This is a genomic window from Streptomyces sp. NPDC058052 (assembly GCF_042885515.1).
Lineage (GTDB): Bacteria > Actinomycetota > Actinomycetes > Streptomycetales > Streptomycetaceae > Streptomyces.
In genome coordinates this window covers 50,351-73,119 of sequence record NZ_JBHVRX010000026.1, presented here as the reverse complement: position 1 = coordinate 73,119, position 22,769 = coordinate 50,351, and the positions used below count along the sequence as shown (strand labels likewise).

21 protein-coding genes and 1 tRNA gene are annotated in these 22,769 nt (G+C 73.0%); 5 read left to right on the top strand and 17 right to left on the bottom strand.

The window, feature by feature from the left end:
- Positions 1-10: 10 nt before the first annotated feature.
- From ACFVU3_RS29505 to ACFVU3_RS29490, 4 genes are read right to left on the bottom strand one after another with little or no spacing between them, the layout of a single operon-like run.
- Positions 11-373, bottom strand: a complete 363-nt coding sequence (locus ACFVU3_RS29505; protein ID WP_390070913.1) for a hypothetical protein — start codon at positions 371-373, stop codon at positions 11-13.
- Positions 374-382: 9 nt separating this feature from the next.
- On the bottom strand, positions 383-865 hold the full coding sequence (locus ACFVU3_RS29500) for a GNAT family N-acetyltransferase (protein WP_390070912.1): 483 nt from the start codon (positions 863-865) through the stop codon (positions 383-385).
- 4 nt (positions 866-869) lie between these two features.
- Complete coding sequence (locus ACFVU3_RS29495) at positions 870-1,757, bottom strand: aminoglycoside phosphotransferase family protein (protein ID WP_390070911.1); 888 nt, start codon at positions 1,755-1,757, stop codon at positions 870-872.
- 20 nt (positions 1,758-1,777) lie between these two features.
- Positions 1,778-2,503 carry a DsbA family protein gene (locus ACFVU3_RS29490; protein WP_390070910.1) on the bottom strand — a complete coding sequence of 242 codons (726 nt, stop codon included), beginning with the start codon at positions 2,501-2,503 and terminating at the stop codon, positions 1,778-1,780.
- A 162-nt stretch (positions 2,504-2,665) separates the two neighbouring features.
- Here ACFVU3_RS29490 and ACFVU3_RS29485 point away from each other — a divergent pair, with 162 nt between their 5' ends.
- Complete coding sequence (locus ACFVU3_RS29485; RefSeq protein WP_390070987.1) at positions 2,666-4,057, top strand: NAD(P)/FAD-dependent oxidoreductase; 1,392 nt, start codon at positions 2,666-2,668, stop codon at positions 4,055-4,057.
- 96 nt (positions 4,058-4,153) lie between these two features.
- Here the strand turns inward: ACFVU3_RS29485 and ACFVU3_RS29480 are convergent, their stop codons facing one another.
- The 3 genes from ACFVU3_RS29480 to ACFVU3_RS29470 form a co-directional block, all read right to left on the bottom strand.
- Positions 4,154-5,872 (bottom strand): FG-GAP repeat domain-containing protein, encoded by a 1,719-nt coding sequence (locus tag ACFVU3_RS29480; RefSeq protein ID WP_390070908.1) that lies wholly within the window; start codon positions 5,870-5,872, stop codon positions 4,154-4,156.
- Between the two features lie 123 nt (positions 5,873-5,995).
- Positions 5,996-8,047, bottom strand: coding sequence for a restriction endonuclease (locus tag ACFVU3_RS29475; protein ID WP_390070906.1), 2,052 nt, complete (start codon positions 8,045-8,047; stop codon positions 5,996-5,998).
- A gap of 96 nt (positions 8,048-8,143) precedes the next feature.
- Positions 8,144-8,221 (bottom strand) — tRNA-Thr (locus tag ACFVU3_RS29470).
- 350 nt (positions 8,222-8,571) lie between these two features.
- Here ACFVU3_RS29470 and ACFVU3_RS29465 point away from each other — a divergent pair.
- From ACFVU3_RS29465 to ACFVU3_RS29455, 3 genes are all read left to right on the top strand, one after another.
- Positions 8,572-9,669, top strand: a complete 1,098-nt coding sequence (locus ACFVU3_RS29465; protein ID WP_390070905.1) for an ABC transporter ATP-binding protein — start codon at positions 8,572-8,574, stop codon at positions 9,667-9,669.
- 254 nt (positions 9,670-9,923) lie between these two features.
- Positions 9,924-10,340 (top strand): hypothetical protein, encoded by a 417-nt coding sequence (locus ACFVU3_RS29460; protein ID WP_390070903.1) that lies wholly within the window; start codon positions 9,924-9,926, stop codon positions 10,338-10,340.
- A 46-nt stretch (positions 10,341-10,386) separates the two neighbouring features.
- Positions 10,387-11,103, top strand: a complete 717-nt coding sequence (locus ACFVU3_RS29455) for an NDP-sugar synthase (protein ID WP_390070901.1) — start codon at positions 10,387-10,389, stop codon at positions 11,101-11,103.
- Between the two features lie 69 nt (positions 11,104-11,172).
- On the opposite strand, the gene ACFVU3_RS29450 is transcribed toward ACFVU3_RS29455, so the two are convergent.
- From ACFVU3_RS29450 to ACFVU3_RS29415, 8 genes are all read right to left on the bottom strand, one after another.
- Positions 11,173-12,750: a DoxX family membrane protein gene (locus tag ACFVU3_RS29450; protein ID WP_390070899.1), complete on the bottom strand. Its 1,578-nt coding sequence runs from the start codon at positions 12,748-12,750 to the stop codon at positions 11,173-11,175.
- Between the two features lie 66 nt (positions 12,751-12,816).
- Positions 12,817-13,392, bottom strand: a complete 576-nt coding sequence (rfbC, locus tag ACFVU3_RS29445) for a dTDP-4-dehydrorhamnose 3,5-epimerase (RefSeq protein WP_390070985.1) — start codon at positions 13,390-13,392, stop codon at positions 12,817-12,819.
- A gap of 89 nt (positions 13,393-13,481) precedes the next feature.
- Entirely contained in the window at positions 13,482-14,390 is a 909-nt protein-coding gene (locus tag ACFVU3_RS29440; protein ID WP_390070984.1) for a dTDP-glucose 4,6-dehydratase, read from the bottom strand.
- Between the two features lie 167 nt (positions 14,391-14,557).
- Positions 14,558-15,514, bottom strand: coding sequence for a 23S rRNA (guanosine(2251)-2'-O)-methyltransferase RlmB (rlmB, locus tag ACFVU3_RS29435; protein ID WP_390070898.1), 957 nt, complete (start codon positions 15,512-15,514; stop codon positions 14,558-14,560).
- An 89-nt stretch (positions 15,515-15,603) separates the two neighbouring features.
- Complete coding sequence (gene cysS, locus ACFVU3_RS29430) at positions 15,604-17,001, bottom strand: cysteine--tRNA ligase (RefSeq protein ID WP_390070897.1); 1,398 nt, start codon at positions 16,999-17,001, stop codon at positions 15,604-15,606.
- A 130-nt stretch (positions 17,002-17,131) separates the two neighbouring features.
- Complete coding sequence (gene ispF / locus ACFVU3_RS29425) at positions 17,132-17,668, bottom strand: 2-C-methyl-D-erythritol 2,4-cyclodiphosphate synthase (RefSeq protein ID WP_390070896.1); 537 nt, start codon at positions 17,666-17,668, stop codon at positions 17,132-17,134.
- The gene (ispD, locus tag ACFVU3_RS29420) at positions 17,658-18,407 is read right to left on the bottom strand and encodes a 2-C-methyl-D-erythritol 4-phosphate cytidylyltransferase (RefSeq protein ID WP_390070895.1); all 750 of its coding nucleotides are present in this window, start codon (positions 18,405-18,407) and stop codon (positions 17,658-17,660) included. Before ispD ends, ispF begins: the two co-directional genes overlap by 11 nt.
- Before the next feature lie 299 nt (positions 18,408-18,706).
- Entirely contained in the window at positions 18,707-19,189 is a 483-nt protein-coding gene (locus tag ACFVU3_RS29415) for a CarD family transcriptional regulator (protein WP_003953493.1), read from the bottom strand.
- A 699-nt stretch (positions 19,190-19,888) separates the two neighbouring features.
- Between ACFVU3_RS29415 and ACFVU3_RS29410 the strand changes: the two genes are divergently transcribed.
- Complete coding sequence (locus ACFVU3_RS29410) at positions 19,889-20,545, top strand: DUF461 domain-containing protein (RefSeq protein WP_390070894.1); 657 nt, start codon at positions 19,889-19,891, stop codon at positions 20,543-20,545.
- A 90-nt stretch (positions 20,546-20,635) separates the two neighbouring features.
- Here the strand turns inward: ACFVU3_RS29410 and ACFVU3_RS29405 are convergent, their stop codons facing one another.
- Positions 20,636-21,316, bottom strand: coding sequence for a response regulator transcription factor (locus tag ACFVU3_RS29405; RefSeq protein ID WP_189853754.1), 681 nt, complete (start codon positions 21,314-21,316; stop codon positions 20,636-20,638).
- Positions 21,313-22,545 carry a sensor histidine kinase gene (locus ACFVU3_RS29400; RefSeq protein ID WP_390070893.1) on the bottom strand — a complete coding sequence of 411 codons (1,233 nt, stop codon included), beginning with the start codon at positions 22,543-22,545 and terminating at the stop codon, positions 21,313-21,315. Before ACFVU3_RS29400 ends, ACFVU3_RS29405 begins: the two co-directional genes overlap by 4 nt.
- Positions 22,546-22,769 lie beyond the last annotated feature (224 nt).

The following is a 22,769-nucleotide window of genomic DNA, read 5'->3' as shown; positions in this document are numbered from 1 at the left end:
CGGCTCGGGGTCAGACCCCGAGCACGTCCCAGGAGTGCGCCTTGAACTCCTTGCGGAAGTCCTCGTGGTCCTCCCACATCCGGGCGATGGAGCGCAGCGCGTCCCAGTTGTGCTCCAGCGCCTGGTCCACCACCTGGCGCAGCTCCGGCGCCGTCTCCCGCTTCTCCACCAGCCCCGTGACCTGCGAGGCCGCCTGCACCGTGTAGCGCAGCGCCCGCAGGGCCCGGGAGGTGTCGTCCATCCCGAAACCGTGGTCGCTGCCGTTCGAAGGGTCGAAGAGCGGGGTCAGGCGGTCCTCGATGAAGGCGGTGATCCGCTGGAAGCGGGCCTCGACGCCCATGTCGTCGCCGTGGTTGCCGTGATCGTTGCACATAGGGACTTCCTACACCGTCCCCCGCCCGCCCAGCGCCGCCAGGGCCCCGTCCGTCAGACGGTAGACCGACCACTCGTCCTGCGGACGGGCGCCCAGCGCCTCGTAGAAGTCGATCGACGGCGTGTTCCAGTTCAGGACCGACCACTCCAGGCGCTCGTAGCCGCGTTCCCCGCAGATCCGGGCCAGCTCGGCCAGCAGCGCCTTGCCGTGGCCGCCGCCCCGCGCCTCCGGACGCACGTACAGGTCCTCCAGGTAGATGCCGTGCACCCCGCGCCAGGTCGAGAAGCTGAGGAACCACAGCGCGAAGCCGACCGGCTCGCCCTCCCCGTCCTCGGCGATGTGGGCGTAGGCGGCGGGCCGCTCGCCGAAGAGCGCCTCATGGAGCTGCTCCGGGGTCGCCCGGACCTCGTCGAGGGCCTTCTCGTACTCCGCGAGATCACGGATCAGGGCGTGGATGACGGGCACGTCGGCCGGGGTGGCGGTACGGATCATGGGGTCAGCGTGCCAGCAGCGCCCGGGCGATGACCACCTGGTCGGCGTCGAGCTCCGGCTCGCCGTCCTCGACGTCCCACAGCCCGTTCTGCAGCACCCGCCCCAGCGTCCACGCCAGCGCCCGCTCCCGGTCGAGGGCGAGCCGCTCGGTGAGCAGGTCGAAGCGCCACCGGAGCGCGTCCGGATCCGGGTTCCACAGGTCGGTCAGGGCCGGCAGCAGCTCGAAGCCCGGGTCCCCGGCGAGCGGCTTCGGATCGATGACCAGCCACGGCTCCCGCTCCGCCCCGAGCACGTTGTCGTAGTGCAGGTCCCAGTGGAGCAGCCGGTCCCCCGGCTCGCCCGCCACCTCCCGTACGGCGGCGGCGCAGTCCCGGAGCAGCGCCGCGTCCCGCGCGCCCAGCCGGGCCGCCGCGGCCGGCGTCCGCGCGACCATCCCGGCGGCGATGTCGCCGAGCCGCCGCATCCCCGGCGGCGCCGGCCGGTCCGAGAGCCGCGCGAGCAGCCCGGCCAGGATCCGTACGGCCTCCCGTTCGTCCCCGAGCCGGGACAGGTGCCGCCGGTGGTCGGCCCGTTCGAGGAGCATCGCGCCCGTCTCCGGGTCGTGCTCCAGCAGGTGGACGACCCCGTCCCCGCCCCACGCGCGCAGCGCGACCGGCTCGCCCTCGCTCTCCTCGTCGAGCAGCTGGAGCTTGAGCGCCGCGGGCGTGCCGTCCGCCCGCCGGACGGGCAGCACCAGGGAGGCCACCCCGTGCAGCGAGGGGCCGTCGAGCCGCAGCCCCCACCGGCCGAGGAAGTCCTCGGCCAGCCCGGGCAGCGCGGCGATGAACGCCCGCCCCGCCTCGCCGTTGTACTTCGCCTGGGAGACCGCGAGTTCCTCGGGTACGTCGATCACCCCCCGACCCTACGGCCCGGTCATCCCAGAGCGCCGTCCAATATCCGCCCGAACGCCCCGGCGTCGTACAGGCCCGTCCCGCCGTCCAGCGCCTTCCCGTCCACCACCACGGAGGGCGTGCCGCCGACCCCGGAGTCCTGGAACGCCTTCTCCGCGGCCGCCACCCACGCCCGGTGGCTCCCGTCGCGCACCGCCGCGTCGAAGGCGTCGCTCCGCAACCCCTCCACCTGGCCGGCGATCCTCAGCAGGTGGTCGGCGGTGAAGGCGTCCTCCGGCTCGCCGGCCGGCTGGGAGGCGAAGAGCGCCGCCTGGAACTCCGCGAACTTCCCCGGGCCCGCGTCCGCCGCCGCCCGCAGCGCGTTCGCCGCCCGCGCCGACGCCGTACCACCGGTGCGCGCGTCCAGGAACGAGGCGACCACGTACTCGACCCTCACCTCGCCCTTCGCCGCCCGCTCCGCCAGCACCGTGCCGCCGCTCGCCTCGAACCTCGCGCAGGAGGGACAGCGCGGGTCCGCGTAGACCGTCACCGTGTGCGGGGCGTCCGCGTCACCGACGACGATCTTCGTGGGCTCCGCCCTCGACGGCAGCACGCTCAGCGTCTCCGCGTGCTCCGACGGAGCCGCCGCCGCCTTCCCGGCCGCGTCCGGCGGCGTACCGCCCGACGACGAACACCCCACGGCGGCAAGGCCGATGAGACCCGCGGCGACGGCGGCGGCGAGGGCACGCCGGGTCCTGCGCACAGACATGGGGGGATCCTTCCGGAGCGACGAAATCCGCACTCCCGAACCTAGGCGCGCGCCCCGCCGCCGCCGAGCGCCGAAGGACCCGTATCCAGGGGACCAACGCCCCCGGTACCCTCCCGCCACGCACCGGGAAGAGGGACAGGCATGAACAGCAGTACGGGCAGCATGGGCGGCACGGTCAACGGCGGCATCTCGTTCTGGTTCGCGCAGGAGGGCCTGCCGGAACCCCGCGAACCGCTGCCCGGCGACCGGACCGCCGACGTCTGCATCGTCGGCGGCGGCTACACCGGCCTGTGGACCGCCTACTACCTGAAGAAGGCCGTGCCCTTCCTCGACATCGTCGTCCTGGAGGCCCGCTTCTGCGGATACGGCGCCTCCGGCCGCAACGGCGGCTGGCTCTACAACGGCATCGCCGGCCGCGACCGCTACGCCGCGCTGCACGGCCACGACGGCGCCGTCCGCCTCCAGCAGGCGATGAACGCCACGGTCACCGAGGTCCTCGACGTCCTCGACGCCGAGAAGATCGACGCCGACCAGCACCGCGGCGGCGTCCTGGAGGTCGCGCTCTCCCCCGCCCAGCTGGCCCGCCTCAAGGAGTTCCACGCCGTCGAGCACGCCTTCGGCGAGACCGACCGCGAGATCTACGGCGCCCGCGAGACCGCCGCCCGGATCCGCGTCGCCGGCGCCGTCGGCTCCTCCTGGACCCCGCACGGCGCCCGACTCCACCCGGTGAAGCTCGTCAACGGCCTGCGCGCCGCCGTCGAGGCGCTCGGCGTGACGATCCACGAGTCCACCCCGGTCACCGCGATCGAGCCCAAGCACGCCCGCACCCCGTACGGCACGGTCCGCGCCCCGTACGTGCTCCGCTGCACCGAGGGCTTCACCGCCTCCCTCGCCGGCCAGCGCCGCACCTGGCTCCCCATGAACTCGTCCATGATCGCCACCGAGCCGCTGACCGACGCCCAGTGGGAGTCGATCGGCTGGAACGGCCTGGAGACCCTCGGCGACATGGCCCACGCCTACATGTACGCCCAGCGCACCGCCGACGGCCGCATCGCCCTCGGCGGCCGCGGCGTCCCGTACCGCTACGGCTCGAAGACCGACAACGACGGCCGCACCCAGCCGCGGACCGTCGAGGCGCTCCGCGAGATCCTCATCCGCTTCTTCCCGCAGCTGGCGGGCGTCGCCGTCGACCACGCCTGGTCGGGCGTCCTCGGCGTCCCCCGCGACTGGTGCGCCACCGCCACCCTCGACCGCTCCACCGGCATCGGCTGGGCCGGCGGCTACGTCGGCTCCGGCGTCGCCACCACCAACCTCGCCGCCCGCACCCTCCGCGACCTCATCCAGCAGGACTCCGGCCAGGGCGGCGCCACCGACCTCACCACCCTCCCCTGGGTCGACCACAAGGTCCGCAAGTGGGAGCCGGAACCCTTCCGCTGGCTCGGCGTCCAGACCATGTACGCCGCCTTCCGCGGCGCCGACCGCCGTGAGGCCGCCGGCCTCACGGCGGCCACGGACCGCGTGGCGGTCTGGGCGAACAGGATCGCCGGCCGCTGACCCGCCTCCGGCGGCACGGGCGAGGCCCGCCTCCGGCGGCACGGCGAAGGCCCCGGACCCCTCACGGGGCCCGGGGCCTTCGGTCTCATCCGCGGATCAGAACAACGCGTTCGGCGACGGGGTGTCCGTGCCGAGCGAGATCCTCACCCGGCCCGAGTACGGCGCCGCGGCCTTGCCCGTGCCCTGGTACAGGTAGGTGTTCCCGGCACCGTCCCGCGCGATCAGGTCGGCCCGGCCGTCGTCGGTCAGGTCGCCGGGCGACGACACCAGCGGGTAGCCCTGCCAGCCCGTACCGACCCGGACGCGCGCCCCGTAGGGCACGTCGGCCCTGCCGGTCCCGGGGTACAGCCACAGCACGCCGGCCGTGTCACGGGCGATCAGCTCCGCCCGCCCGTCACCGGTGAGGTCGCCGGCCCCGGTGAGCTGGTTGTAGATCCCCCAGCCACCGCCGACCCGCAGCCGGGTCGCGAAGGGCGCGGTCGTGCTCGTGGTGCCCTTGTACAGCCACAGCACGCCGGACGCGTCCCGCGCGATCATGTCCGGACGGCCGTCACCGCTCGCGTCGGCGACGCCGGTGAGCTGGTTGTAGATCCCCCAGCCGCCGCCGACCCGCACCCGCGTGGAGAGCGGCTCGTACGCGACGCCGGTGGTCCGGTAGCTCCACAGGACACCGGAGGCGTCGCGGGCGACGACGCCCCCGCCCGTGGCCTCGCCGGTGATCGGGGCGAGCTTGGTGACCGCGTTGTAGATCCCCCAGCCGCGCCCGACGGTCTCCGTCCACTCCCGGAAGGGCGCGGAAGCCTTGCCGGTGCCGTGGTGCCAGTGCAGCGTCCCGCTCTTGTCCCGGGACACCATCGCGTAGTGCGTCGGCACCGGACGGGAGCTCTGGACCGAGAACTCGCTCCGGGTCCGCGGGTTGTCGCCGTCGTCGAACACGCGGTACTCGGCGACGGTGCCGAGCTTCCACGCGGCCGCGTACGGGGACGCCTTGACCGTGTACGAGACGGAGACGTCGACCGGCCCCTCGGTGCCCGGGTCGATCTCGCACTCGACGCCGCCGGGCGAGAGGTAGCCGCTGGTGACGTCGCACTCGGTGGTCGCGGAGCTCTGCCGGACACCGGTGATCCCGACCTGGAGCTCGCCCTCCTCCCAGTTCCGCATGGACTCGCCCGGCTCGAAGGCGATCTCCAGCCTGCCCTTGTCCACCGCGTGCACCTTCGCGGTGTGGGTGACCGTGGTCCCCGCCGCGACCGGCGGGGTGGAGAGCTCGACCGTGTTCTGGGCGACGTGCTGCACCGTCTTCACGATGACCGTACGGGCGGCCTGCGTGCCGTCCTCCACCAGCAGATCGACGATCTGCGCGTCCTTGACGGCCTTCGCGATGTCGCCGCCGCGCGGGACGTAGACGAACCCGTAGTGGAGCGTCGTGCCGTTGGCGGTGTCCTCCGCGGCCGCGACCTCGAGGCCGGGGTGCGCGTCGTCCTGCGTGACCGGGCACGTGTACACCCCGGTCACCCCCGCCCGCGCCTGGCAGTCGCCGGCCTGGAGCGAGAGACCGGCGGGCAGACCGCCCTTGGTCCACGCCGCGTCGGTCAGCGGCGCCTTGCTGAAGGCGTACACCAGGGTGCCGTCGAGCGTCTCGCCGTACGAGACGCCGCTCGGCCCCACCTCCGCGGGCCACATGCCGGGCTGGATCACCCGGTCCTCGATGTCGAACGAGGGCGGCCAGTCGTCGGCGGCCGCCGTGGAGGCCCCCGACACCAGCCCGGCCACCAGCAGCGCGGCCGTCCCCCCGAGAGCAATGGTTCTGCGCAAGCGATCAGTCCTTCGTCGCGAAACCGCACCCCCCCTGGGTGCGCGCGCCGCACCGTACCCCGAAGGCCCCGGCCCCTCCCACAGGGGGGCCGGTCCGGCGGGAGGCCCCGCCGCACCGCGCCCTCACGCCACGTCGATCCCGAAATCCCCCACCAGCTCGGCGAGACCGCCCCGGTATCCCTTGCCGCCGACCACGAAGTCCCAGTCCCCGCCGGCCCTGCGCCGGAACGAACCGAGGACCAGCGCCGTCTCCCCCGGCCGCCCGTCCGACACCACCAGCCGGTCCAGTTCCGCTCCCGCGTCGTCCCGCAGCACGATCCCCGCGTCCGCGAAGCCCGCCAGATCGCCGTCCGGATTCACCTCGGGATCGATCGCCGCCACCAGCACGAGCCGGTCCGCCGCCGCGGGCAGCGCGTCGAACCCCACCCGGACCGCCGCCCGGTCACCCGCCGGCGCGGCCACCATCGCCACCGAACCGTCGGGCGTCGCGCCGTTGTTGTAGAAGACGAACCACTCGTCGGCCAGGACCCGGTTCCCCGCGCACACCAGAGCGCACACGTCGAGCGCGACCGCCCCCGACCACACCATGCCGAGCACGTTGAAGTCCTCGTCCGCCTCGACGGACGGCTCCGCCCGCACCGGCCCGGGTGCCGGACCCCCCGCCCCCAGCCGCCCCCGCAGCCCGTGCCGGCGCAGCAGCTCGACCAGCTCCGTACCGGATATCAGCGTCAGCGGCTTGCCGTCGGCGAAGGCGTACGAACCGGGCCCGAACTTCGACGTCGTGACGAGCACCCCCTTGTTGGCCCCCGCTCCCTGCACCGTCCCGAAGAGATCGCGCACCGCGCTCGGCGGCACCGTGTTCCGGTACCGCTTCACCTGCACCACGATCGACCCGCCGCTGATCGGGTCGGGATCCAGCGCCTCGACGTCCACGCCCCCGTCGTTCGACCGCCGCGTCGTCACCGCCTGGAGCCCGCGCGCCCGGAACAGCTCCGCGACCAGCCCCTCGAAGGCGATCGGATCCATGGAGAGCAGATCGGGCTCCTCCCCGTCCCCCTGGACCACGACGTCGGACCCGACCTGATCGGGGGCCCGCAGGGGCACCACGGCGACCCGCTCCTCCGGCTTGCCCGACAGCCGCCCGCCCAGCGCCCCCGTCAGGCACTCCACGGCGGCGACCAGCCCCAGATTGAGCCGGTCGAAGTCCCGCCGCGCCACCATCACGGACGCCACGCAGACCCGGGACCCGAGCCCGGTCGACGGGTCGACCCCGCTCACGTACCCGTTGAGCGCCACGGACTCCAGGGCCCCGAAGCGGTCGGCGGCGAACAGCTCGCGCACCGCGAGCAGCACGCTCTGGGCGAGCACGGTGCGGTACAGCGCCCGCCGCTGCGTCACGGGCCGCGGCACCTCCTTCTCCTGGTCGGTGCTCGGCAGGTACTTCACGCCCTTCGCCTCGGGCACCACCTCGAAGCCGGGCAGGTCCCAGTCCAGGACGAATCCGCGGCCGGCCCGGTCGTAGGCGGCCGACACCTCGCGGGGAAACCCTTCGGGCCAGGCGCCGGACGCGAAGAGGACGGCGGAGAAGTACTCGACGACGGTCTCGGGCTCCCCGGCCGACAGGGCGTCGGCCGTCCCGGCGACCCCCCGGTTGTGCTCCCGTATCTCGGCGATCCGGGCGGCCGCCCAGGCGTCGTACTCCCGCCGGTACGCGGCCAGCGACTCCTGGCGGCGCGCCTCGGCCGCCTGAGCGGCGTACCAGTCCTGCTCGAACCGCGCCCGGCCGCCGCCCCGCCCGTGGTACGCCCGCTGGTCCGGCAGCGGCACCGGCTGCCCCAGCGGGCCGGGCGCGAACGGCTCGACCTCCTCGGCCCGCCGCAGCGAGTCCACCTGGAACGCCGGAGCCCGGCACCCCGCCGCGAGCAGCCCCTCCAGCACGGCGACCCGCTCGTCGATCTCGTGCGTCCTCCGCAGGGCGTCGGCCTCCCGATGCCGCCGATAGGCGGCCCGCTGCTCCCGCTGCATCCGGGACACGTCCCGCTCGTACGCCCGCTGCGCCCGTTCCGCGTCCCGCTGCTGCCGCAGCAGCGCCTGCTGCCGCCCCTCCCGCTCCCGCTGCGCCACCCGCTGCTGCTCGGCCCAGATCCCGATCAGCCCACCGGAACGCCGACCCATCGACCGCACCCCTCCCCGGGAGAAACCCCACTCCGCGTACACGCCCCCGTAACGCACAAGTGTCCCGGACCAGAGTGGTCCGGGACACGAGTTCGGTGGAGCCCCCTGTCGGATTCGAACCGACGACCTACGCATTACAAGTGCGTTGCTCTGGCCGGACTGAGCTAAGGAGGCATACGCGCGTTCCCCCGCGCGAGTGGTGCCCACTCTACACAGCGCCACCAACCACTCCGAAGAACTTCCGGACCCCCGCAATCACCCGCCCGCACGTGCGCCGACCGGACGGGAGTGCGGTTCCGGTCACCGGACAGCACCGGGGAGGGTCGAGGGCGCGGCCGCCCCGCGAGGCGGCCCGGCGGGCGGCCGGCGCCGGGGCGAACTCCGGAAAACTCCCCGCCTGCGACTACTGACAGACCGGACACCGCCGGGGTAGCGTCGAGCGGAGTTCACCCAGGTGGACTAGACCCATCCTTCCTTTACTCGGATCGTCCGGCACGTTCCTGCCGGTGAAGGGGCGTATCACCATGGCTTCTGTCACTTTCGACAAGGCGACCCGGATCTACCCCGGCGCCAAGACCCCCTCCGTCGACCAGCTCGACATCGAGATCGGCGACGGCGAGTTCCTCGTCCTCGTCGGCCCCTCGGGCTGCGGCAAGTCCACCTCGCTGCGCATGCTGGCCGGCCTGGAGGACGTGAACGCGGGCTCCATCCGCATCGGTGACCGCGACGTCACCCACCTGCCGCCGAAGGACCGGGACATCGCGATGGTGTTCCAGAACTACGCGCTCTACCCGCACATGACCGTCGCCGACAACATGGGCTTCGCGCTCAAGATCGCCGGCGTCAACAAGAGCGAGATCCGCGCCAAGGTCGAAGAGGCCGCGAAGATCCTCGACCTCACCCAGTACCTGGACCGCAAGCCGAAGGCGCTCTCCGGCGGTCAGCGCCAGCGCGTCGCCATGGGCCGCGCCATCGTCCGCGAGCCGCAGGTCTTCCTCATGGACGAGCCGCTGTCGAACCTCGACGCCAAGCTCCGCGTCTCGACCCGTACGCAGATCGCGGGCCTCCAGCGCCGTCTCGGCATCACCACGGTCTACGTCACCCACGACCAGACCGAGGCCCTCACCATGGGCGACCGCGTCGCCGTGCTGAAGGACGGTCTGCTTCAGCAGGTCGACACCCCGCGCAACATGTACGACCGGCCCGCCAACCTCTTCGTCGCCGGCTTCATCGGCTCCCCCGCCATGAACCTGATCGAGGTCCCGATCACCGAGGGCGGCGTGAAGTTCGGCAACAGCGTCGTCCCGGTCTCCCGTGACGCGCTGGCCACCGCCGCCGCCAACGGCGACACCACCGTCGTCGTCGGCGTCCGCCCGGAGCACTTCGACGTCTCCGGCCCGACGAGCAAGGACGGCGTGGCCGTGACGGTCAACGTCGTCGAGGAGCTCGGCTCCGACGGCTTCGTCTACGGCTCCACCCGCGTCGGCGGCGAGGACAAGGACATCGTCATCCGCGTCGGCGGCCGCGAGATCCCCTCGAAGGGCTCCACGCTGCACGTCGTCCCGCGCGCCGGCGAGCTGCACGTCTTCTCCAAGTCGACGGAGCAGCGCATCAGCGAGTGACCCTCGCCCGAGGCGCCGTCCTGGGCGCCGTCCTAGGCGCCGTCCGAGGCATCGCCTGAAGCAGTGGCGAACGGCCCCGTGTCCCTTGCGGACACGGGGTCGTTCGTTTAAACGGACTCATCCCGGAAAACCCCGGCATTCGGGGCCTCCCCGGAGCCCGGCGTCAACACGGGAATCGAAAAGCCGCGTCGAACCGTCCCTCGCGAGAGTGACTAAATGTCGCCATATCACTACCGGCCGCTACGCTCGCCTGCGTGACGCACACTGCCCGCCGCATCGGCCGCTCCCTCGCCCTCGTCCTGCCCGTCGTCCTGGTCCTGTCGGGAACGCTCGCGGTCTCCGCCGTCCCGTGGGCCGGCCAGGACTCCGACGGCCGGATGCTGACCGCCTCCTCCGCGGACGTCTCCACCCGCGCCAAGTCCCGCGCCCCGCAGGACGTCCTGCGCGACCGGCTCCTCTCCGAGCTCCAGGAGAAGGACCCCGGCGTCGCCCTCACCCACCTCCAGCGCGAGGTCGAGAACCGCCCCTCGCTCGCCGAGCACTGCGTGTCGATCGCCCGCGCCCTCGGCCGCGCCGCCGTCGAGCACTACGGCCCCGCCCGCGCCCAGTCCTTCTCCCGGCCCGTCTGCGACACCGCGTACGCGACCGGCGTGATGCGCGCGACGAGCTGAGCGCCGTCACCGCGTCCGCGCCCGCGGGGCACCTATCGTTCCCCGTATGCACACCACTCCGACGCAGGCCGTGGTCCTGGCGGGCGGCCAGGGCTCGCGGCTGCGCCCCTACACCGACGACCGCCCCAAGCCGATGGTCGAGATCCCGGGCACCGGGACCCCGATCATCGGCCATCAGCTTTCCTGGCTGGCCGCCGAGGGCGTGACCGACGCCGTCGTCTCCTGCGGGCACCTCGCCGACGTCCTCCAGGAGTGGCTGGAGGAGGCCGACCTCCCCCTCAAGGTGACCACGGTCGTCGAGTCCGAGCCGCTGGGCCGCGGCGGCGGCCTCAAGTACGCCGCCGCGCACCTGCCCGCGCCGGACCGCCCCTGGTACGCCACCAACGGCGACATCTGGACCCGCTTCTCGCTGCGCGAGATGGCCGCCTTCCACGACGAGCGGGACGCCACCGCCACCCTCGCCCTGGCCCGCCCCCGCATCCCGTGGGGCGCCGTCGAGACCGACACCTTCGGGCACATCACCGACTTCGTCGAGGCGCCGCCGTCGCCGTTCCTCATCAACGCCGGCGTGTACGTCTTCTCCCCCGCCTTCACCGAGCTCCTCCCCGACCTCGGCGACCACGAGCGGACCACCTTCCCCCGCCTCGCCCGCGAGCGGCGCCTGGCGGGCTTCCCGCTGCCCCAGGGGGCGTACTGGAGGGCCATCGACACCGCCAAGGACCTGACGGAGGCCGCGAAGGAGCTCGCCGCGCAGGGCCTCTGACGCACACGCGAAGGCGGCACCACCCCTCGGGGCGGTGCCGCCTCTCTCCTCCGCGCAACGGCTCCGGGCTCAGCCCAGCAGGCCGCCGATCGGGTTCCGCGGGGCCTCGCCGCCGCCCGTCGTGGCCTCCTGCGTCGGCGCCTCCTGGCTGGGGGTGCCGGTCGACGAACCGCCGGAGGACGAACCGCCGGAGGTGCCGCTCGGGCTGTCGCTGGTGGCCGGCGGCGGCGCGGGCTGCGACTGGGCCGGCGTCCGGCTGCCGGTGCTCCCGCCGCCGCCGTCCGTGGCGGTCGGGCGGCGCTCCTGCGCCGGGGACGACGAGCCGGTGCCGGAGCCGGTCTCCGTCGGCCGGGTCTCCTCCCGCGTCGCCTCCGGGGTCTCCTCGCGCGCCTCGGTCGTCGTCGGCGCCGACGGCTCGGTCCGCTCGCCGCGCGGCGACTCCGACGGGGTGCGGCGGCGCTCCGGCTCGGTCGGCAGCGGCCGGCCCGGCAGGTGGTTGATCGGGTCGTCGTTCGGACCCGGGACGGTCACCATCTCGGTGGAGCGCACGGCCCCGCCGAGGACCGAGCCGATCAGCAGGGTGAGGCCGACGGCGACGGAGGCGAAGAGGAGCGAGCGGCGCATCACCCGGCGGCGCAGCTCCCACAGCTCGGCGCGCGGCCCGAGGGTCCGCCACGCCTCGCCGGCGAGACGCCCGTCGATCGAGTAGACCGGCGCGCCGGCGATGATCAGCGGCGACCAGGCGGCCAGGTAGATGATGTCGGGCGCGTCGTAGACCGGGACGGTCCGCCAGCTCACGGTGAGGATCAGCGCGGCCGAGAGCAGCGCGCCGACCACGGCCGCGACGCGCTGCCAGAGGCCGAGGACGGTCAGGACGCCGACGACGACCTGGAGGAAGGCGACGGTCAGTCCGGCGCCGACGGGGTGCTGGAGCGCGAAGTCCCGGAGCGGCTCGGCGAGCGGCCACGGGTGCAGCTGGGTCAGCCACTTGACCATGGAGCCGCGCTCGCCGCCGTCGAAGTAGACGGGGTCGCAGAGCTTGCCCATGCCCGCGTAGATGGAGATGAAGCCGAGGAAGACCCGGAGCGGCAGCAGCACCACGCCGAGGTTCATCCGCCGGCCCGGGTAGTAGGCGTGCCGGACGGGGTCGGCCCCGGGCCGCTGCGGAGCCGGACGGGCCTCCTCGTACGCCGGTGCCTCGGGCCGCATCTCGTACACGTCGTCGTACGCGCCCTCGGCCCGCCGCATCGGCGGCAGGATCGGCGCGGCGGCCTCGGCCGGCACGACGGGCGTCGGCATCGTGTCGTCGATGCGCGGGATGGCCCGGGTGGTCGGCTCCAGCGTGGAGACCGCGGCCCCCGGGGCGGCCGAGGACTCGCGCACGGCCTGGAGGAGTCCGGTCGCGCCCGGCGTGGCCTTGCCGGTCCACACGACGGGTCGACGGCGCGGCGCCCCCGCGCCGCCGGCGCCGGCGAGGGCGCCCACACGCGGGTTCGCGGCGAACTTCGGCTGCTGGGCCGGCGCGAGCCGCACACGGAAGCTGGCGTGGTTCACGATCACCTGGGCGGGATCGGAATCCACCTTGACCATGCTCAGCGCGGGCTGATCGTCGAACCCCGGCCGGGGCGTTCTGGTGTCCACACTCATCTAACCGAGTGACGCGGGGTTAGGACACTGCCTTGACGGGCTCGGGATGTCCGAGGTCCGTCAAGATCACCGGGTCAGGCAACTGGCGTACGAAGGCAGCAGGTTGCGGGAGGCGAGCTCGGCGAGGCTCGGGGCCGTGCTGTCACGCGGCGACAGGACGCGAGTGGGAAGGCACGGCCAGTCGATCCCGAGGTCGGGGTCGAAGGGGTCCAGGGCGTGTTCCCTGTGGGGCGCGTAGGAGGTCGAGCACACGTACACGACGGTCGCCTCGTCCGTCAGCGCCAGGAACGCGTGGCCGATCCCCTCGGCCAGGTACAGCGCGTGGTGGTTGCGGGCGCTGAGCTCGTGCGCCGTGTGTGCGCCGAACGTCGGCGACCCCACGCGGAGGTCGACGGCCACGTCGAGGACGGCTCCGCTCGGACAGGAGACGAACTTGGCCTGCCCCGGCGGCACGTCCGCGAAGTGGATGCCGCGGAGCACCCCGCGCCGGGACACGGAGACGTTGGCCTGGGCCAGGTGCAGGGGGTGGCCGACGGACTCGGTGAAGGTGTCCTGCCGGAACGCCTCGTGGAAGGTGCCCCGGGCATCGGGGTGCACCTCGGGGACGGACAGCCGGACGCCGTCGATGGACGTGCGCCGCATCCGGCCCTCCGCGCCGGTCATGCGGTCCGTGCGCCCGTGCCGTCCCCGCCCGGGCGTCGCGCCTGCTCCGGTGCCGGGCGTCGCGCCGCTCACGGTCGGCGCTCCCGCCGCGAGGGGTTCTCCCGGTACCAGTCCACCGTCCCGGCGAGTCCCTCCCGCAGACCGACGGCGGGTGTGTAACCGAGTTCGTCGCGGGCCCGGGACCAGTCCACCGAGTAGCGGGCGTCGTGGCCCTTGCGGTCCGCGACGTGGCGCACCCGGTCCGCCGGGGCCTCGCACGCTTCCAGCAGCAGGTCCGTCAGCTCCCTGTTGGTCAGCTCGACTCCGCTGCCGAGGTTGTACACACGTCCGGCCCGCCCCCGGGTGCGGACGAGTTCGACGCCGCGGCAGTGGTCGTCGACGTGGAGCCACTCGCGGACCTGGCCGCCGTCGCCGTACAGCGGAACCGTCAGTCCGTCCAGGAGCCGGGTGACGAAGAGGGGGACGATCTTCTCGGGGAACTGGCGCGGTCCGTAGGTGTTGCAGCAGCGGCTGATCCGGACGTCGAGGCCGTGGGTGCGGTGGTGGGCGAGCGCCAGGTGGTCCGCGGCCGCCTTGGAGGCTGAATAGACCGACGTGGGTGAGAGAGGAGCGTCCTCCGTCGAGGAGCCGGAGTCGATGGTGCCGTAGACCTCGTCGGTGGAGGCGAGGACGAACGTCTCGACGCCGTGCCGGACGGCCGCCTCCAGGAGGACCTGGGTGCCGAGGACGTTGGTGCTGACGAAGGGGGTGCCCGCCTCGTTCGCGCGGTCGACATGGGACTCGGCCGCGAAGTGGACGATCTCGTCGTGCCGGGCGGCCAGCGCCTCCACCGTCCGGCCGTCGCGGACGTCCCCCCGCACGAAGGTGAGGCGGGGGTCGTCGCGGAGCCCGGCCAGGTTCCGCAGGTCTCCCGCGTAGGTAAGTCCGTCCAGGACGGTGACCTCGACGCCGTCGGGTCCCCCTGGCCCCAGAAGCATCCGGACGTAGGCCGATCCGACGAAACCGGCACCGCCGGTGACCACTATGCGCCTGCTCACGCCGCCCCCCCAGGTGTCAGCAGGCACGGTACGCGCATCGCCGGACCGCCGCGACGGGTCGTCGCGGCGGTCCGGCCGCTCCCGCGGGGGCCTGCCGGAGCCGCGCGTCAGGACATGCGGCGGCGGGCGGCCTCGTAGAGGACGACGCCGGCGGCGACGCCGGCGTTCAGGGACTCGGCGCCGCCGGGCATCGGGATGCGGACGCGGAAGTCGCAGGTCTCGCCGACGAGGCGGGAGAGACCCTTGCCCTCGGAGCCGACGACGATGACGACCGGGCCCTCCAGGGCCTCCAGCTCGTGGACCTCGGTCTCGCCGTCGGCGGCGAGACCGACGACGGTCAGGCCCGCCTTCTGGTACTCCTGCAGACAGCGGGTGAGGTTGGTGGCGCGGGCGACCGGGGTGCGGGCGGCGGTGCCCGCGGAGGTCTTCCAGGCACCGGCGGTCATGCCGGCGGCGCGGCGCTCGGGGACGACGACGCCGTGGCCGCCGAAGGCGGAGACGGAGCGGACGACGGCGCCGAGGTTGCGCGGGTCGGTGACGCCGTCGAGGGCCACGATCAGCGGGTCCTCGTGCTCGTCGTAGGCGGCCGCGGCGAGGTCCTCGGGGTGCGCGTACTCGTACGGCGGGACCTGGAGGACGAGGCCCTGGTGGTTCAGGCCGTTGGTCATCCGGTCCAGCTCGGGGCGCGGCGCCTCCATGATGTTGATGGTGCCGCGGCCGGTGGCGAGGTTGAGGGCCTCGCGCACGCGCTCGTCGTTGTCGATGAACTGCTGGACGTAGAGCGTGGAGGCGGGCACGCCGTCGCGGAGCGCCTCGAAGACCGGGTTGCGGCCGACGACCATCTCGGCCTGGCCCTTGCCGCCGCGGCGGGCGACGGGCTTGCGCTTGGCCGCGTTCCGGGCCATCGCGTTGGAGACGCGGAACGCCTTGTGGCCCTTGCGGTCCTCGGCCTTGGGCGTCGGGCCCTTGCCCTCCAGGCTGCGGCGTCGCTTGCCACCGCTGCCGATCGTCGCGCCCTTCTTGTTGGACGTGCGACGTCCCCTGCGCTGGCTGTTCCCGGCCATGACTGCTACCTGTTCCTCTGGCGTACGTGCGGAAGTCTGTAAGTGAAGTGTGCCGCCCGGGGCTCCGGGCGGCACGTCTTCGGGGCGTTCTATCGGTTGGCGATGGTCCAGCGGGGGCCGTCGGGGCTGTCCTCGATCACCAGGCCCGACTGGGTGAGCTGGTCGCGGATGGCGTCGGCGGTGCCCCAGTCCTTGCGCTCGCGGGCCGCCTCGCGCTGCTGGAGCACGAGCCGGACCAGGGTGTCGACGACGCCGTGGAGCTCATCGCCGCCGCCGGACCCGTCGGCCCACCGGGGGTCGAGCGGATCCAGGCCGAGGACGCCGAGCATGGCCCGGACCTCGGCGAGGCGGGCGATGGCCTCGTCCTTGTCGTCGGCGCCGAGGGCGCTGTTGCCCTGCCGGACGGTGGTGTGGATGATCGCCAGCGCGTGCGGGACGCCCAGGTCGTCGTCCATGGCCTCGGCGAAGGCCGGCGGCACCTCGGCGGCGGGCGCGACGGTCCGGCCGGCCTTCTCGGTGGCGCGCTGGACGAAGCCCTCGATGCGGCCGAAGGCGGACTCGGCCTCGCGCAGGGACTCCTCGCTGTACTCGATCATCGAGCGGTAGTGCGGGGTGCCCAGGTAGTAGCGGAGGACGATGGGGCGCCAGTTCTTGACCATCTCGCTCACGAGGACCGAGTTGCCGAGCGACTTCGACATCTTCTCGCCGCTCATGGTGACCCAGGCGTTGTGCACCCAGTAGCGGGCGAACTCGTCTCCGAACGCCTTGGCCTGGGCGATCTCGTTCTCGTGGTGCGGGAAGATCAGGTCGAGGCCGCCGCCGTGGATGTCGAAGGCGGAGCCCAGGTACTTGTGGGCCATGGCCGAGCACTCCAGGTGCCAGCCGGGGCGGCCGCGGCCCCACGGGGTCTCCCAGTCGGGCTCGCCGGGCTTGGTCGCCTTCCACATGGCGAAGTCGCGGGGGTCGCGCTTGCCGGAGACGCCCTCGTCGGGCTGGCGGAGGTCGTCCAGGTCCTGGTTGGAGAGCTGGAGGTAGCCCGGGAAGGAGCGGACGTCGAAGTAGACGCTGCCGTCGGCCTCGTAGGCGTGGCCGCGCTCGATGAGGCCGCGCATCATCTCGATCATCTCGGGGACGTGGCCGGTGGCGCGGGGCTCGTACGTGGGCGGCAGGCAGCCCAGGGCGTCGTAGCCGGCGTTGAACGCGCGCTCGTTCTCGTAGCCGATCGACCACCAGGGGCGGTCCTGGTCCCTGCCCTTGGCGATGATCTTGTCGTCGATGTCGGTGACGTTGCGGACGAACGTGACGTCGTAGCCGCGGTAGGCGAACCAGCGGCGCATGATGTCGAAGTTCAGCCCCGACCGGATGTGACCGATGTGCGGGGCCGCCTGGACGGTGGCGCCACAGAGGTAGATCGAGACGCAGCCCGGCGTGAGCGGGGTGAAGTCACGGATCTGCCGGGCGCTGGTGTCGTACAGGCGAATAGTCACGGGTCCAGGGTAGTGGGCGTGTGGTAGTGCCCCGCGACCGATTCCCGGTCACGGGGCACGTTTTTCGCCGGTGCCAGGCCGTTTCCGCGGGCCGGGCGCCGCGAGCCCGGCAGGATCCGAAAGGGACGGCCTAGCGCGTGACGGGGTACACCAGGGCGGTCGCGAGGGCGGCGAGGCCCTCGGCGCGGCCGGTCAGGCCGAGTCCGTCGGTGGTGGTGCCGGAGACGGAGACGGGGGCGCCGGCGGCCTCGCTCAGCGCCTTCTGGGCCTCGTCGCGGCGCTTGCCGATCTTGGGGCGGACGCCGACGACCTGGACGGCGATGTTGCCGATCTCGTATCCCTCGGCGCGGACGATCCGGGCGGCCTCGGCGAGGAGGGTGACGCCGGAGGCGCCGGACCACTCGGGGCGGGAGGTGCCGAAGTGGGCGCCGAGGTCGCCGACGCCGGCGGCGGAGAACAGCGCGTCGCAGGCGGCGTGGGCGGCGACGTCGCCGTCGGAGTGGCCGGCGAGCCCGTACTCCTCGCCCTCCCAGAGGAGGCCGGCGCACCACAGTTCGCGGCCCTTCTCGAAGGCGTGCACGTCGGTGCCGATGCCGGTGCGGGGGAGGAGGAAGGGGGTCCGGCCGGCCGGCGCGGAGCCGGGGGCCTGGGGGAACTCAGAAGCCATCGTTGGCCCTCCTGCGGGCGAGTACGGCCTCGGCGAGGACGAGGTCGAGGGGGCGGGTCACCTTGAACGCCTCTTCGTGGCCGGGCACGACGACGACGGGCGCGCCGAGCCGCTCGACCATGCCGGCGTCGTCGGTGGCGCCCTCGCCGGCCAGGGCGATGGTGGCGTGGGCGTCGGCCAGGGTGGCGTGGTCGAAGCCCTGGGGGGTCTGGACGGCGCGGAGGCGGGCGCGGACGGGGGTGGCGACGACCTGCTCGGGGTCGCCGGGCCGCCCGGCGGGCTCGACCTCCTTGACGGTGTCGGCGACGGGCAGCGCGGGGACGACGGCGACGGCCCCGTCCCGGACGGCCTCGATGACGGCGTCGACGGTGTCGACGGGGACGAGGGGGCGGGCCGCGTCGTGGACGAGGACGGTGGTGATGCCCTCGGGGAGCGCCTTGAGGCCGAGGTGGACGGACTCCTGGCGGGTGTCGCCGCCTGCGACGACGAGGTAGTCGGTGCGCTCGGGGAGGGCGTGGGCGTCGAGGAGGTGCTTGACCTCGGTGACGCCGTCGGCGGGGGCGACCACGACGACGAGCTGGACCGCGCGGGAGGCGGCCATGGCGCGGACGGCGTGGACGAGCATGGGGGTGCCGTTCAGCGCGCGCAGCGCTTTCGGGGCGCCAGGACCGAGGCGTACGCCCCGCCCGGCGGCCGGGATCACCACGGCGGTACGGCTAGGACGCGCTTCGTCAGACATCGGTTGCACTCCGGCAGGTTTGTTTCCGCGGGCGACGTGGGTATGGCGTCAGCAGGCTGTGGGACGACGCCTCGACCGGGCCCTTTCCGTGACGACGGTCGAGGCGTCGCCATGCGGGAGCCGCAGCTCCCGGGACGGGTGTCCCGGGACCGGTGTCCCTGCTCGTGCCCGGGTGCGATGGGGAGGAAAAGAGGAGACGAACATGCCGCAGTGCCCGGCGACGGCACTGTGGAATCGATGATTCACAGTGTGTCGGCGGGCACCGCGGCATTACTGCTGTGCATGGTGTGCGCCAGGCGTCAGGACGCGAGCACCTCGTCGAGGAGGGCCTCGGCCTTGTCCTCGTTCGTGTTCTCCGCGAGCGCCAGCTCGCTCACCAGGATCTGCCGAGCCTTGGCGAGCATGCGCTTCTCACCTGCGGAGAGACCGCGCTCGCGCTCGCGGCGCCACAGGTCGCGGACCACTTCGGCGACCTTGATGACATCGCCGGAGGCGAGCTTCTCGAGGTTCGCCTTGTAGCGGCGGGACCAGTTCGTCGGCTCCTCGGCGTACGGCGCGCGCAGCACCTCGAAGACCCGGTCCAGCCCGTCCTGCCCGACAACGTCGCGCACGCCTACGAACTCCGCGTTGTCCGCCGGCACGCGAACCGTCAGGTCGCCCTGCGCGACCTTGAGCACCAAGTAGGTCTTGTCCACGCCTTTGATCTGGCGAGTTTCGATGGCCTCGATCAGCGCGGCCCCGTGATGGGGATAGACCACGGTGTCGCCAACCTTGAACGTCATGTGACAGGTACCCCTTCCGTGGCTATCCAGGGTAACACGGAAACTGCTTCTTCTGAATGGCGTTTCCGCAGGTCAGGGCATATCTCGGGGCTTGACAAGTGCGTCGCCCGCGTGCTGCGGAGGGCTTCCGGAAGGCGGTATTCGCAGGTCGGAGCGGCTGCGTCGACAGAGAGAAACGCGCACGTTACACACATCCGACACCCGCCGGAGAGCGCAGTATGTCCCGGTTCGTCCGGTCCGGAGTGGCCCGCTTCACGCACTCCGTTCGAGGATCGACCACCCGTACGGAGGGATCGCGCCGAGAATCCGGAATTGATCAGCGGGCGCCCCGTCCGTGCTTTTCCGTAAGGGAAGGGATGCGGAATGCGACGCGACCACCGAAATTGATCACGTCGGTTATGTGAACGCCTGGCCAATGGGATGTGTTCCGGCCACCGCGCACCGGCGCGCCCGTGCACGGCGCGCGAGCGCGCCGGCACTCCCCGCGGGAGCGCGCCGGTCCGCCGCGGGCGAGCGCGGCCGGGCGCCGGGCCGGGCGGCCGCGCGTGCGGCACGGGACGCTTAGGGGCGGGTCGGGTGCGGGACGGAGAGTGCGGCTCGGTAACCTAAGCGCGCTGACGCACCTTTAGCTGGTCCTTAGTACCCCTGGTACCGCTCCGGTACCTCTCCTGTCCGTACGTCCTAGGAGTTGCCGCCGCCGTGAGCCGCAGCCTTCGACGCGGCGCCCTCGCCGCCACCGCCATCGTGTTCTCGATCGGCGCACTGTCCGCCTGCGGGGCGGGCAACGACGCCCAGACGCTCGGCATCCGGCCGGACAACGCCGCCGTCACGGTGGACGACGTCAAGATCCAGAACGCGCTCGTCATCACTCAGCCGACCCCTGGCGCCAAGGGCCCGGCCGTCGTCTCCGCCACCGTCTTCAACAACGGCGGCGAGCCGCAGACGCTGGAGTCGATCAGCCTGCCCGGCAGCAACGCGACGGTCGCCCTCAAGCCCGCCCAGGGCGCCGGCCCGGTGGTCGTGCCCGCCGGCGGCTCCGTCGTCATCGGCGGCGCGGGCAACGCCTCCGCGACCATCGAGAACGGCCACGAGGCCGTGAAGAACGGCGACGCCCAGGATGTCGTCTTCAAGCTCAGCGAGACCGGTGACGTCTCCCTGGAGGCGTTCGTCGTCCCGTCGACGAGCTACTTCGAGGAGTTCGGCCCGACCGAGGTCCCGCTCCCGCCGAACGCCTCCCCCACCGCCGAGGCGACGGCCGAGGCCGGCGAGCACGGCACGGAGGGCGGCGAGCACGGCTCCGAGGCCGGTGAGCACGGTTCCGAGGCCGGCGACGCCTCCCCGACGGCCGGCCACTGAGCCCACCCCGCCGCGGTACGCGTACGTGAAGAGGGGCGCCCCCCGGTGGGGGCGCCCCTCTTCACGTACCGCTCGTCACGCCTCGGAGCTCTACGGCTCGAACTTGTAGCCCAGACCGCGGACCGTCACCAGGTAGCGCGGCGCGCCCGGGTCCGGCTCGATCTTGGCGCGCAGCCGCTTGACGTGGACGTCGAGGGTCTTGGTGTCACCGACGTAGTCGGCGCCCCAGACCCGGTCGATGAGCTGCATGCGGGTGAGGACGCGGCCCGCGTTGCGCAGCAGCATCTCCAGCAGGTCGAACTCCTTCAGCGGGAGGTCGATCTTGCCGCCGGCGACCGTCACCACGTGCCGGTCGACGTCCATGCGGACCGGGCCGGCCTCCAGGGCCGCCGGGGTGACCTCCTCCGGCTCGCCGCGGCGGCGGAGCACCGCGCGGATGCGGGCGACCAGCTCGCGGGAGGAGAAGGGCTTCGTCACGTAGTCGTCGGCTCCTATCTCCAGCCCGACGACCTTGTCGATCTCGCTGTCCTTCGCGGTCACCATGATGACCGGGACGTTGGAACGGCCCCGCAGCTGCCGGCAGACCTCCGTGCCGGGCAGGCCCGGCAGCATCAGGTCGAGGAGGACGAGGTCCGCTCCGTTGCGCTCGAACTCGTCGAGTCCGTCGGGGCCGGTCGCCGCCACGGCGACCTCGAAGCCTTCTTTGCGGAGCATGTACGACAGGGCGTCGCTGAAGGATTCCTCATCCTCGACGACAAGGACTCGGGTCACGGAAGGACCTCCGGTGCAGGGAGCGGTTCGGTCATGAGATCGGGGGTGAGGGAGGAGGCGGCGGTCCGGCGGTCCCGTGCGGAGCCCGCCTCGGGCAGCCGCAGGGTGAACGTGGAGCCCTGACCCTCGGTGCTCCACACCGTGACCTCTCCGCCGTGCGAGGCGGCCACGTGCTTGACGATCGCGAGCCCGAGCCCCGTACCGCCGGTGGCACGCGAGCGTGCCGGGTCGACGCGGTAGAAGCGCTCGAAGATCCGCTCGCGGTCCTTCTCCGGGATGCCGATGCCCTGGTCGGTCACGGCCACCTCGATGAAGTCCCCGCCGGGCGCGGCCACGCGGCGGGCCGCGATGCCCACGCGGGTCCGGGCCGGCGAGTAGTTGACGGCGTTCTCGACCAGGTTGCCGAGGGCCGCGGCGAGCTGGCCCCGGCTGCCCCAGACGAACAGGTCGGCCGAGCCTCCCGAGGCCATCGTGATCTGCTTGGTGGAGGCCGGGTGCCGCGAGCGGTCGATCGCCTCGGCGACCAGCTCGTCCACGGACACCGGCTCGGAGTCCTCCAGCGGGTCGTCGTTCTGCACCCGCGAGAGGTCGATGAGCTCCTGGACCAGGTTGGTCAGCCGGGTCGCCTCGATCTGCATCCGGCCCGCGAAGCGCATGACGGCCTCGGGGTCGTCCGAGGCGTCCATGACGGCCTCGGAGAGCAGGGAGAGCGCCCCGACCGGGGTCTTCAGCTCGTGGCTCACGTTCGCGACGAAGTCACGCCGGACCGCTTCGATGCGGCGGGCCTCCGTCAGGTCCTCGACCAGGAGCAGGACGAGCCGCGAGCCCAGCGGGGCCACGCGCGCGGAGACCGCGAGGGCCTCGCCGCGCCCTCCGCCGCGCCGGGGCAGGTCCAGCTCGACCTGGCGTATCTCCCCGTCCCTGCGGGTGTCGCGGGCCATGTTGAGCATCGGCTCCACGGCCAGCTTCCCGCCCCGGACGAGCCCGAGGGCGTACGCCGCCGAGCTCGCCTTCACCACGGAGTCGCTCTCGTCGAGCACGACGGCGGAGGAGCGCAGTACGGAGAGAACGGTGTCGACGCCGGGCGGCAGGACGGCGTCGGTGTGCAGGGAGGTACGGGTGGGTCGCGCCTGGTCGCGTTCGCTCCAGCGGAACGCCAGCATGGCGATCACGCCGGTGCACACTCCGGCGATCGCTGCCAATGCGGCGACCGCCGCGTTCACGTCCATGCCATCCAGGTTATGCGTGGTCACGGACACTCTCCCAGCCGTCCGAGTGGCTGCTCGAACACTCGTCGCTCAGAGTTCACCCTGGGGACGGGGCCGGTTCATTTGCCCCGGGCGGCACGGGCCCCTGCGTCGCCCAGAGTTCACCTTCAGGCCAGGGGCGGTTCACGCGAGGGGATGGAGCCGGACGCACAGGGGGCCGAACGTGGGAGCGTGGGGTCCGGAGC